Source organism: Nitrosospira multiformis (assembly GCF_900110185.1).
GTDB lineage: Bacteria > Pseudomonadota > Gammaproteobacteria > Burkholderiales > Nitrosomonadaceae > Nitrosospira > Nitrosospira multiformis_A.
Genome location: NZ_FOCT01000013.1, coordinates 66,209 through 77,910, shown reverse-complemented (window position 1 = coordinate 77,910; position 11,702 = coordinate 66,209). Strand labels below are relative to the sequence as shown.

At 47.5% G+C, this 11,702-nt stretch carries 12 protein-coding genes; 5 read left to right on the top strand and 7 right to left on the bottom strand.

Annotated features, from left to right (window positions below):
• Positions 1 to 243 precede the first annotated feature (243 nt).
• Both BMY01_RS13735 and BMY01_RS13730 read right to left on the bottom strand, forming a co-directional pair.
• Complete coding sequence (locus BMY01_RS13735; RefSeq protein ID WP_074748553.1) at positions 244 to 924, bottom strand: hypothetical protein; 681 nt, start codon at positions 922 to 924, stop codon at positions 244 to 246.
• Positions 925 to 1,098: 174 nt separating this feature from the next.
• On the bottom strand, positions 1,099 to 2,442 hold the full coding sequence (locus tag BMY01_RS13730; RefSeq protein ID WP_074748551.1) for a dicarboxylate/amino acid:cation symporter: 1,344 nt from the start codon (positions 2,440 to 2,442) through the stop codon (positions 1,099 to 1,101).
• A 99-nt stretch (positions 2,443 to 2,541) separates the two neighbouring features.
• Here BMY01_RS13730 and BMY01_RS13725 point away from each other — a divergent pair, with 99 nt between their 5' ends.
• From BMY01_RS13725 to BMY01_RS18140, 4 genes are all read left to right on the top strand, one after another.
• Positions 2,542 to 3,963 (top strand): cache domain-containing protein, encoded by a 1,422-nt coding sequence (locus tag BMY01_RS13725; RefSeq protein WP_254772753.1) that lies wholly within the window; start codon positions 2,542 to 2,544, stop codon positions 3,961 to 3,963.
• 49 nt (positions 3,964 to 4,012) lie between these two features.
• Entirely contained in the window at positions 4,013 to 4,639 is a 627-nt protein-coding gene (locus BMY01_RS13720) for a response regulator (RefSeq protein WP_074748547.1), read from the top strand.
• Between the two features lie 481 nt (positions 4,640 to 5,120).
• Entirely contained in the window at positions 5,121 to 5,687 is a 567-nt protein-coding gene (locus tag BMY01_RS13715; protein ID WP_217638675.1) for a hypothetical protein, read from the top strand.
• 288 nt (positions 5,688 to 5,975) lie between these two features.
• Positions 5,976 to 6,143 (top strand): hypothetical protein, encoded by a 168-nt coding sequence (locus BMY01_RS18140; protein ID WP_217638674.1) that lies wholly within the window; start codon positions 5,976 to 5,978, stop codon positions 6,141 to 6,143.
• 619 nt (positions 6,144 to 6,762) lie between these two features.
• Here the strand turns inward: BMY01_RS18140 and BMY01_RS13700 are convergent.
• Both BMY01_RS13700 and BMY01_RS13695 read right to left on the bottom strand, forming a co-directional pair.
• Positions 6,763 to 7,794, bottom strand: a complete 1,032-nt coding sequence (locus BMY01_RS13700) for a PEP-CTERM sorting domain-containing protein (protein WP_074748541.1) — start codon at positions 7,792 to 7,794, stop codon at positions 6,763 to 6,765.
• 764 nt (positions 7,795 to 8,558) lie between these two features.
• On the bottom strand, positions 8,559 to 9,380 hold the full coding sequence (locus BMY01_RS13695) for a DUF932 domain-containing protein (RefSeq protein WP_074748539.1): 822 nt from the start codon (positions 9,378 to 9,380) through the stop codon (positions 8,559 to 8,561).
• Between the two features lie 499 nt (positions 9,381 to 9,879).
• Between BMY01_RS13695 and BMY01_RS13690 the strand changes: the two genes are divergently transcribed.
• On the top strand, positions 9,880 to 10,170 hold the full coding sequence (locus BMY01_RS13690; protein ID WP_074748537.1) for an HU family DNA-binding protein: 291 nt from the start codon (positions 9,880 to 9,882) through the stop codon (positions 10,168 to 10,170).
• Positions 10,171 to 10,227: 57 nt separating this feature from the next.
• Here BMY01_RS13690 and BMY01_RS13685 read toward each other — a convergent pair whose 3' ends face one another.
• The 3 genes from BMY01_RS13685 to BMY01_RS13675 all read right to left on the bottom strand — a co-directional run bounded on the left by BMY01_RS13685 (position 10,228) and on the right by BMY01_RS13675 (position 11,501).
• Positions 10,228 to 10,458 carry a hypothetical protein gene (locus BMY01_RS13685; protein WP_074748535.1) on the bottom strand — a complete coding sequence of 77 codons (231 nt, stop codon included), beginning with the start codon at positions 10,456 to 10,458 and terminating at the stop codon, positions 10,228 to 10,230.
• Between the two features lie 102 nt (positions 10,459 to 10,560).
• Complete coding sequence (locus BMY01_RS13680) at positions 10,561 to 10,974, bottom strand: response regulator (RefSeq protein WP_074748532.1); 414 nt, start codon at positions 10,972 to 10,974, stop codon at positions 10,561 to 10,563.
• Positions 10,975 to 11,084: 110 nt separating this feature from the next.
• The gene (locus BMY01_RS13675) at positions 11,085 to 11,501 is read right to left on the bottom strand and encodes a response regulator (RefSeq protein ID WP_074748530.1); all 417 of its coding nucleotides are present in this window, start codon (positions 11,499 to 11,501) and stop codon (positions 11,085 to 11,087) included.
• Positions 11,502 to 11,702 lie beyond the last annotated feature (201 nt).

Sequence of the window (11,702 nt, the reverse complement as noted above, 5' to 3'; positions counted from 1 at the left end):
GCTGAGCAAATGTACTTAACGTCTCTTAAGTTGTCAATGGAATATTTTCATAATTATATGACATATGGCCTCTGCTATTAACATATTTTAGTTTTGCTCTTGACGACAATACGACAATCTGTAAATTGCGACTCTGGACCCCGCCTTATGGGTAAGCACGGCAGAGATTTCCTGTAGCAAAAGGGAGTGATTTCAAAACAACTCTGGCAGAATCTATGACTAGCTCTGCCTGACTCAAATAAATCATGTTTTGAATAGCATATTGTCTTTAATAAGGTCACTGAATAGCGTTTTAATCATGTTTTCCCAAAGATTTTCGACAGCTTTTGTTGGCGTATATCCTGCTACCGGAATAAACCATATACCAAACCATGTTGTTATCGAATCATCATAAGAGTATGTCTTTACCAAGTTACGATTTTTATCGTAAAGCTTTGCGGTAAGTTTGAAATTGTCTGTTGCGGCGCTTGGGACAAGGAAGAGAGTAAAACCAGTTATGAAACCAGCAGCCATAGCTTTCCCTTTACTTCCAGAGTTCAGCATTTCTATTTCTAAAACATAGTCCATATTCTCAGCTTGGAAGGATTCGAAGGTGAAGCTTTGAAAAACTTCCAATTCATTAGCTGTTTTTTCCACTATCCCTCTTAGCCTGGGTAACGGCGCTACGGATTCTGTATTCGATTTTTCATCGCCCGAGCTTAAATTATTCATATACCTTAATGGCATGTATACCGACGGTTTATTTCGTATCAATTCTTTATTAATGGCGATTGTTTCAACTTTCGGGGTTCGATATTCAGGAAACGATGCACAACCCGTTACTATGGAAGCTAGAAACATCAACCACAAAACACGAAAAATAGTCATCCACTTACCAAATAAAATTTCCTTTGTATTAAATGAGCGGTTACGGGTACAAAACATGAATATCTCCTTTATTCAATACTTATATGGCTATTTGAGTACAGCAGAGCCTCGTTCAAGACAGAAAATCAGCGGAGCTTGAGCTGCGCTGCCTATTGTAGGGAGTTTGGAGCTTAAGCATCGTCCAAGTCCTATATATTAAGAACCACAATCATCTATTCAAGGATAAGAGTGTCAATCCTTATGCGCAGGATCCAGCGCCAAAGCGAGCTCTGCATCAAGCTGCCGCGCATTTGCTATGGCATCCGCCTCAGATAACAGCTCACCTTCCCATTTTGCGACCACCGCAGCTGCAATTGAATTGCCTGCAGCATTGGTGGCAGAACGTCCCATATCGAGAAAAGCATCAATCCCGAGAATCAACAGAAGACCAGCCTCTGGAATATTGAAATGACCGAGTGTTGCAGCAATTACTACCAGTGACGCACGAGGCACTCCAGCCATCCCCTTTGAGGTCAGCATTAGAATAGTCATCATCGTTAACTGTGTGGCAATTGAAAGCTCGATTCCATACGCCTGGGCAATGAATAGTATTGCGAAAGTGCAATACATCATCGAACCATCCAGATTGAAGGAATAACCCATTGGCAGTACAAAACTGGATACCTTGCGCTTCACTCCGAAGCGATCCAAAGCGTCGAGGATTTTCGGGTAAGCCGCCTCAGAACTTGCCGTTGCAAAAGCCAGTAAAAATGGCTCTCTTATCAGAGCAAGTAACCTAAATATGCGTCGACCCAAAAAAATGAAGCCAGCTAAAACCAATACGCCCAATAGGATCAGAAGAGCGACATAAAACCCGATCATGAAAATCGAGAATTTTGCAAGAATCTCCAAACCATTGGTCGCAATAGTAGCTGTCATGGCAGAAAACACGGCAGCGGGCGCAAGCATCATTACGTAAGCGGTTATTTTTAACATTACATGCACCAATTCCTCGATTACCTTGCTCAGTGTCTTGCCTGCATCCCCCAGAGCTGCTAAAGCCACACCGAAGAACATGGAAAACACGACGATCTGCAGAATTTCATTATTGGCCAAGGCCTCTGCGAAGGAGCGTGGAACCAGATGACCAACAAAATCGCTCAGGGTAAAAGATGAAATTTTGAGAGTTGCTTCGGTTTCCGCTGGGGGCAGTGGCAAGCCAAGGTTCTGGCCAGGTTGCAACAGGTTTGCTATCAAGGTCCCAAGCAGCAGGGAGATTACGGAAGCAATAATGAACCATCCAAAAACCTTGAAAAATACTCGACCGATCGACTTTGCATTCCCCATATGAGCAATTCCTACTACAAGCGTCGAAAATACCAGGGGACCAATCAGCATCTTTATCAGGCGCAGAAAAATGTCTGAGATTAAAGAGATATGCTCAGCTATTTCTACTGCCTCATTATTCGGATAGATGGTAAAAATCACATAACCAGCGCCTGCACCCAGCATCATTGCAACCAGAATTTGTGCCCATTGGGGCAGCTTTCTTTTCAAGGTAATAGGTGAACTCCTTGTTTCTATGGGGCCTTCCATTCTGTTCTCCTAAAAATATTCACAATCTACTGAATGTTGCCACTCCTCAGGGCACTTGGTTACTCTACTCTTTGTACCATTCCTGAAAATGGCTTGAAAATGGGAAGAGGCTTAGGGCACTTCAACAATTTGCTTAGAAAAAGAATGGAAGTTAAGAATAAGATTCGTAATATGAATTTACGAAAAAAAATCATCCTCTTCGCTGTCGTGCCACTCTTGCTGGCATTGCTTGCAATTGCCCTCACCATACACTTTCAATCAACTTTACTGATGCAGCAGCAGCACATGAGTATTGAGCCCTTTTATCGAGCCAGCAAAGAAGTTGAATTGAAGAACTATGTGGCGCTGGCGGAACAGGCTATCGCCCCTTTTTATGAGGGGACTGAGGTGGAGGAGGTGGCGAAGGAGAAAGCGAGGGCTCTGCTAAAAAAAATGAAATTTGGAGATGACGGTTATTTTTTTGTAAACGACTTCGATGGAAAAATTATCGTGCAACCCAATCAACCCGAAAGGGAAGGAAAAAACGAGATAGACCGCCTGATTATTCAGAAATTAATCAGTCTTGCGCGCAATGGTGGGGGCTTTGTTGAATATACGATGGAAAAGCCGTCCGTTAAGCAAATTGCTCCAAAGCTTGGGTACGTTATTGCATTGCCAAAATGGGGATGGGTTCTGGGCACCGGAATTTATCTGGATGATGTCGATAGTGCATTGGGAAGGATTGATACGCAAGTATCAGTGAACGTTACCCATACAATGCTTTGGATTATTGTCATCTCGTTTCTGAGCGTCATTGTTATATTCCTGGGTCTAGTGCGCAATATCACGGAGCGAACTGTCCTGGATGACCGCCTCGGGGAAGCGAACAGTAATCTTGCAGCATTGACCCAGCGATTAATAGATGCACGAGCGGAGGAAGACAAGAGAATTAAATACGTGCATGGTGGCATTCAATCGATGCTGACAGCGATAAAAGTGAATATTGAAGCTGCCGTGAAAGCATTGCCCCAGGCCTCCCGGTTAACAAAGGAGTCTGCTGCCCCCTTCAGCTTGGCCGCTACGCAACTCGGTGGTGTTCTTAGTGATCTGCGTAAAATAGTGAAGGGTACTTTCATCATCGATCCCAACCTTCCCTTGAGCGATCAGTTAAATAAACTGACTCTTGACATGTCCACTGTTGCCACACCAATCGAGTTCACTGTAGTCGACGAAATAAAATATTTACCTTTGGAGGTCAAGGAAGCTCTTTTTATGAGCGCAAAGACAGCGCTTGAAAATATCATCAAGCACGCGGGAGCCACCCGGGCATCGGTGCTCCTTAAGGGCACAACAAGCTGCGTGAAGATGGAAATTCGTGACGATGGAAAAGGCTTTGATACGAAGTTTGTTTACAACAATCCCAACTCGGGTATTGGTTTACGCAGCATGAAGGAGGACCTGAAGGTCGTGGGCGGGAAACTGGCAGTTACTTCTTCTCCGTCTAAGGGTACTTGCTTGGTCGCCACCGTTCCTTATCCTTAAATTCCATTTATCCCTTCCTATTATGCCTAAACGAGAATCTGTCAACATAATGATCGTCGATGATCATCCAGTGCTTGTTAAGGGGCTACTCGACGCCCTGCAAGCCGAACCGGCTTTTAATGTAGTGGCTGCAGCCGGAACGTTAGCTGAAGCACGCAATCTAGCCCAATGCCACGCCCTCCATCTGGTAATAATCGATCTTTTTCTACCCGATGGAAATGGCATCAATCTGGCGATGGATTTCGGTACGAGCTACCCTGACCTGCCTGTTTTGATATACACCAGCAATAACGATCCCAGGGCTGTGACAGAAGCCCGGAATGCAGGAGCAAGGGGGTATTTGTTGAAAGGTACGAAACTTGAGAAATTAATTTGGGTGGTCGAGGTTGTATTAGCTGGCGGATTTTACCGTGATCCCAATTTGCCAAAAGTGGAAGATCCAGAACCGGCACCGAAACTAACTCCGAGCGAAGAAAAGGTCATGCGGAGATTCGCGCGGTGGATGACGACTAAAGAAGTTAGTGAGGACCTGGGTTTAAAGCTAGCTGGCGTGAGAGCTCATCGCAATAATATTATGTGGAAACTCGGTTTATATAATACGCCTCAACTTTACCGGGAGGCCATAAAACGGTATGGCAACCCCGATGACCCGAATTACATTGAGATTGATCTATAAGTCTATGTGTAACTTCAGATCGAGCAGGAGATATTGACCAAAGAATCCTTTCATTCCACTTTGCCTGTCGGCCTTGGGAATCATGATGGATTGGGCAGCATACAACAGTGTAGTTATTAATCCAGGTGCTCCAGTTGTCCGCGCTCAAGCTATGTAAACGGTTTCTTTGAAAATGTAGCCTGCGAGTATTCATGGGAAAATTATTACTCTGCGCCAGAGGAAAAGATTTATATGTGGGCCGTGCTTGGGATAGCCCTCGCGAACAGACTTTTCTGAACGGACAAGAAATACTTTTGCTTCTACAGCATATCCTCCCAGGGACCCAACACTCCAACCGACCTCTCAAAGAAAATCAGGCGTTAATCAGACAATTGCCAAATTGAGGCAGGTAAGTAACGCCGGCAGCGGTCTCTTGTCCTTTTCAACACTCTAATCTATCTATTAAAAAAAACACACTATGCAATCTGTCAGATTTTTATTATTGATCACTTCCAGCCTCTTCCTCTATGGTTGCGCAGTCTGGAGCAATCAAACGGGTGTCACCAAGATTCCAGCTGATGCACTTGACACCAAAAAAACTGGAGTTGTAATCCTGAGTACGGCCGCAATGCAACCCTGCTGGGATGAGATAGCTCTCGCAGAATTATATGATTCATCTAATAAAGGGGTTGGATGGCTTGGGAAACGAGTTATGATGAATCATGGAAGTTTTATAAGCGACTTTAAAACTCACTATGGGACAGTAAGTGGGCTCGAACTCAAACCAGGAAAGTATTACTTTAAGCCCCAGATATCACCAACTGATTATCTATCCTTAGGGACCAAAAAAGAATTCGATCCTGTAGGCTTTGAAGTAAACGCGGGTGAAATGGTTTACATTGGTGAGTTATTTTTGACTAACAATTGTAAGCGAGACTCCCAATTAGAAGTCCGTGACCAATATGAGCGAGATATTGAAGTTGCGGCAAAACAAAATCCCTCATTAATCAAGCAGAAGCCAGTAAAAAGACTTATGGAGCTCCGGGGACAGATACCTGCAGCGGAATAAAGTCCTTATTCAGTGAGGTTATGGCATGAGCTCCCGAGAGGTGCAAGAAGCGGCAGCCTCTTGCTGAAAGCCCCAAGGCTGCCCGCGGGCCTGGATGCTCCATTCTGGCCCAGATTCCGGACAGCCCTCTACCCTGCCTGATATTGCCATGTACATGACACAGCTTTTGCTGCCGCTCTGGAGCAACGGTGGCAAGCGGTTCCCACATCATCTTTTCGAGCAGGTTCGTGACGAACTTGTGGAGAAGTTTGGCGGACTAACCGCTACACCCGCACGCCTGGCATCGGATTGTGGCAGGAGAAGGATAGCGCCACAGTTCACGATGACATCATCGTATATGAAGTCATGGTAAAGGATCTGGACGAGGACTGGTGGAGCAGCTACCGCAAGAAGCTGGAACAGCGATTTAGCCAGGATAAGCTCGTGATACGAGCGCAGAAAATTCATCTCCTCTAATACTCGTTCACTCGTTCCGATAGCAGCTCTTCCAAACCACTTACGCATCCCTCTGCTGGATGCGTTATTCGGAACTCCTGCTCATACTCGACTTCCCTTGCGCCCGAGTTATAATCCCGCACCGCTTGCTTGCCTGCTCAATGACGCATGAACGGAAAGGACATGCGTACCTGATCGTTTCGCTATGGCGGAGTGGGTTCTGGAGCGGTTCAATATTTATTGACGATTGTTAGGAAGAACAAGAGGCAAAAATGAAGAAGAAAATGTGGAAAGTAATACGATTTTATTCACTTCGGCTGTATTGACTAGCTGTGCGACCATCATGGGGAATAGTGCTAATGAAACCCTGAATGTTCGAAGCGCACCTGATCAGGCGACTATCGTGATTTTGGATGAGCCCGGGACGAAAATATTCGAAGGGAAAACACCGGACCCCCAGAATTGGAAAGGGGTGGCCAGGAAGCTGGACTAGGTCAATTCTGACCCCTTCATTCTTATAAAGAAGTGGAACTGTTTCACGCTAGCATCCTGGCAATTGAGTCATTGGTAAAAAATAAGAAGACTCAAAAAAAGACGTGCAGCAAAGAAATCATAAAATATGGGAATTTTTAAGGAGCAATTATTGGTTGGTTAACGAATTCTCGATCTTCCGTCGCCTCGTAATCCAAGCGCAAGTCGCCAGCCCAGCCAACATCATGGAGTAGGTCTCAGCCTCCGGGACGGCAGGCGCATAACCCAGGTCCGTTAAAATACCCACCTCAACAGCACTGTAGTCATGAATTCTAGGTCCTGTTTCGGTAAATGGACTCATCATCGTTCCCTCGATTCCAGACATTCTGTCGTCGAGGTGAGAGACACTACTGCCCTCATTCCATTCCGATGGAGTATAAAGAGTTATGAGGTGGCCTCCATTTGCTGCTACCGCATTAGGCCCATCAAAGAATAAGCCTTCGCTGCCTCCACCCCCCCAGTCACCGACCTTGCCCGCATCCCAAGCCGAGTGATCGAGGGCGAAGGTAACAGGATCAATAATCTTGTTGCCATACTTATCGGTGATAAAGCTATCGAAGGAATTCCAGCTTGGCTTTTCAAACATCGAAGCACCCGACTCTCCAATGGTCGAACTAAAACCGAGAGCGTGTGTGAACTCGTGATAGATGGTGTTATAAAAGTCGTATTGATTCGAGGCAGTGGGAGTATTTAAATCTAAGTTCCAAAGTTTCGCGAAGTTGACATTCACCGCCCCGTCGGCCTTGTCCCCGTTTAAATCTAGGCCATTATTTTGCAGCTTTGTGCGAACAACTTCCCCAAGGTTAAAGCCAGGATTGGAGCTGGGTATAGCCACGCTGCCCGCAGACGCCATTGTTGCACTGTAAGAGTCGTCGCTTGCTGTTGCTTGCAAGGTAATTGTGCCTGAATTGCTGAAATGGCTGCCAAACATGCTGGAGAATGTATTGGCAGCGGTATTTAATGCGGCTTGACGGGCGGGGCCATAAACAGGATCCCTGAAACCTGTCCCCACAGGATCGTCATACTCGAACTGAAAAGTAATTGCAGCATGTGCTACCGGAACTGCAAGGCAGCCTATGAAAAACGTACTATTCCATGCCCAGCGTGCCAAGCGTTGGGTGTGATTCTGTATGTGTTTCATTTTTCCCTCCTCGAGAAGCTAGTTGATCGAATAAGCTGTACCTGGAGCTCCAGCGAAGTGTCGCTGTTGGTACGATTCAACTATCTCAGGAAGGGATTACCTGGGGTATCCCAGTATTGATGAGGAAATCTCAACAAAAGGTTGATGTAAGCGAGCCTCAAATTGCTAAAGTGGAGTTGGAGTTGACCCGTTTTTGTAGACGGGACTTGATCCCCAACCCGTTTGCTCGGGCTCGTTGCGGGGGACATTTGATTCAGGAATAGATCGCCATCATCAAAATGCCACCGCTTGTACTGCCGAGATTGTGGCAACCATTCCCCTTGTAAACGGCAACAAGCGGGTAACTGTCTAAAATGGGATGGTTTGTTAATGTACTTTTCCACGTTAACCAGACTGTTAGCTGATGCTGTTTTTTCTTCAAGATACTAGAGGAAGACTTTGGAATACTCAGTGATTTTGGTACGCAATGGTGCGCAAAAACGAGGTCGGTGCGCAGTGGTGTGTACCAGAAAGTGCGCGCCTAAAAGGAATGGAGGCAAGGCCTTCCAATTTCCTACCGATTGATCATTTTTTCTTTTTATATTTCAATACACTAAAAACTTCATGCACGTGACTATTTTGGTGCGTAGAGGAGGTAGTGCAGGCTGGTGCGCACGGAAATGCCCTTTTGAAAAAATCCAGGCTGGGATGGTTACGTACACTGCCCCAACTGCCCTTCCGCTTCTTGAGGGCCAGTCCAAGATACTGGCCCCCCAGTAATACAGCTATTTCAACTTTCTCATTTCCTCGGCCAATACCCACAAGGCACGATTGAGCTTCACGTTCTGGTCGATGCCGCTCACAGCGCGGGTTGTCATGGGCCGTCCGAATTTATTCCGCCCCCGTATTCCGCCCTTGATCAGGTTTTCCTGAACACGGCTGAAGGTCGTCCACATGTCGCTTGCACGATCCGAAAAGCGCCGCGGCGTCAGCAAATCCCTTTCCGTAATCGGCATCGGTTTTTCCGAATCTTCATATTTGAGGGTCAAGACGGCTCGTGCGAAAGCCATCTGCTCGCCTTCATTCAGCGTGAGCAATTTCATTTCTTCAAGTTGCTCGCCCACCGTCTCGAAGCTCTCCAGCACGGTATATGCTCCATCGATGATGGTATTCACGGCATCGCCGTTATGCCGCACCCGCACATCATGTAGAGTGTCTCCGCACACCATTCCGTTGGCGCACACGAACCGGAACATCCCTGCCATCATCTGATAGGAACTGCTGCCGTCATGGCTGTTGAGCAGGATGATCTCGTTTGCTTCCTCGCCGTTGATCTGGCTTACATGTCGCAAACGAAGCATATGCTTGGTGTATTCCCGTTTTCCTTCATCCCGCACGCGCGCCTGGCAGACCATGAAAGGCTCGAATCCTTCATGGCGCAGGCCCCGCAGGATTTGGCTGGTAGGGATATAAGCGTAGCGGTTGGAGCGACTGTAATGCTTGCCCTGGGCAAAGATTGATGGTGCGACCCACGCTATTTGCTCATCGGACAGGGGATGTTCGGAGCGGAAAACTGTGGGGTTATGGAAAGTGCTAGCGAGTGTCATGATTGCCTCCTTGAAGAGTGATTGATGAAGGAGCGGCTGTGAAAATCACATCCTCTCATTCGGACTCTCCTCGCCTCGCCCCTGGGGGCGACGGGAGTGGGGAGACAGCCCTTGCCCTCACGGGCAAGGGTTGGGAATGGGTGGGGTAAAAAGGGCAGGCAAATAGCGGGACTAAAGCTTCCCGCGTATTCGTTTATCCCCCCACAAGTCCCCCTCACCCAAGGTGGGGGGCGTTGTGGGGGGATGGGCGCGGGAAGCGTGGGTCTGTGCCGGCGAGGCTGGAATTCAAGTGCGCCGCGTCCGCAAGGCCTTGCGGATCACAGGCCATGACAGGAAAGCAAAGCGGCTGGCATGGCCTGTGACAAGCGGCAAACGAGGAATGGGAAATTTTCGCAATTGCGAAAATCTCTCATAAACCGCCATTTCATTTATTCCTTATTCCGCCCGATTAACTGTTAAGCTGACAGGAATTTGAAAACTGAAAAGGAGAAAAGGGCTGATGAACAAGAACGAACTCATCGAAGCCGTAGCCGCGAAAACCGGCTCCAGCAAGGCTCAAGCTGCCCGTACCGTGACGGCATTGACCGAAACCATCACCGAAGTCCTGCAGAAAGGCGATTCCATTTCCCTGCCGGGATTTGGGACCTTCGAAGTGCGCGAGCGCAGCGAGCGTACCGGCCGCAATCCCAAGACAGGTGAGCAATTGAAGATTAGCGCCTCCAAGGTGCCGGCCTTCAAGCCGGGCGCCACGCTCAAGACGGCAGTGAATGGGCAGGACGAGAAAGATTAACCCAAGCGAGCACTACCCCAACTATCATTGAAAAAAGCCCTGATTACGTTAATTCATTCACCTCTCATAAGAATTGCGGGCCTTATCTATCAGATTTCTAGTTGCTGCATCCAATACTTTGGAACAAGTCGGATTGCTTTCTTTCCCGATACAGTATTTGTCGAGGAAATCAGCCTGGCTCATCTCTTCGCCGTTGACTACGATGTTGTGTGGATCGTCAACCTGCGGCACTTCCTGACCGCAGGCCGCTACCATTAGCGCTGGCAAGAACGAAAATGCTCTGATCATTCGTATATCCTCGGAATCAACTACTCCACTTCTATTTATTTAGCGAATTTCTGGCGTCTAAGGTGCCAAGCCTGATTGCCGTCCTGCTGGTAAAGTCAATGATCAGGGCATCGCGCTAATGGTCCAGTAAGCATCAATGGAACGCATGACTTCAACGAAGTGGCGGTAGTCGACCGGCTTCGCCACATACCCGGCAACGCCAAGGTTGAAGCTGTTTAGCTTGTCCTGTTGATCATCGGAGGTGGTCAGAACCACCACGGGAATACCTCTAAGCCTCTCGTTCTTTTTCACTGCCTGCAGGAATTCAATGCCGTTCATGATGGGCATGTTCAAATCGAGCAAAATGAGACAGGGTTTGTCGCTGTTCCCGTCCCGGAGGTAATTTAGCGCGTCCTCGCCGTTTTCCCGGTGCACGATTTTATTTATAACATGAACATCCTTGAGGGCACGGGTAACCCTCATCATGTCCACCTGGTCGTCTTCAACGAGGAGAATGGGTTTGTTCGTGACCCTCACAGTAGTTTTCCTATACTTCGGAGTCGCTGCGTGCTGCCGCTTTACCGCCGGGAAAGCAAAATGAAGCAGCGCGGAAAGACAAGAAAGGGAAAGAGGAAATTGCCGTTCTACTAATTAGGCAAGTCATCAGGCAGGCTTATCATACCGGCAATGGTCTCAACTAACACCTCCAATGAGGCAGGCTTGGAAAGATGCGCCTGGAAACCGGCATCGAATGCTTTAGACCGATACTCAGGGCTGTTGAACGCAGTGAGGGCCAAAGCCGGAGTTTGTTTGCCTTTATCGATGGGAAGATCTCGTACTGCCCTGATGAACTGATAGCCATCCATGCGAGGCATGCTGATGTCGCTTATGATGATATCGAGTCTTTGCATCTGCACCTGCTCCAGTCCTTGAGCAGCAGTTGGAGACGCAATTACTTGGGCGCCGCATAGACTCAGCATGAGCGTGGTAAGTGCTAGTGTGTCTTCGTTATCGTCAACGACTAGCACCTTGATCCCGGAAAGGGCCGGGTTTTTGTTATCCATGGCCAGGGTGCGACAATTTGCATATTGTCATAATTCTATCACTCATTCCTCAGCTCCTTCTGTTAGTTCCCTTACATTAACAACTTAACGCTGTTCAACGTAGAAAAAGAAGAAGGCTAAAAAGGAGCCAATAAAACAAAAACCCGCCGAAGCGGGTTTGAGAGAGGGAAAATAGTGGGAAGCTGCGGTTCCATGAAATCC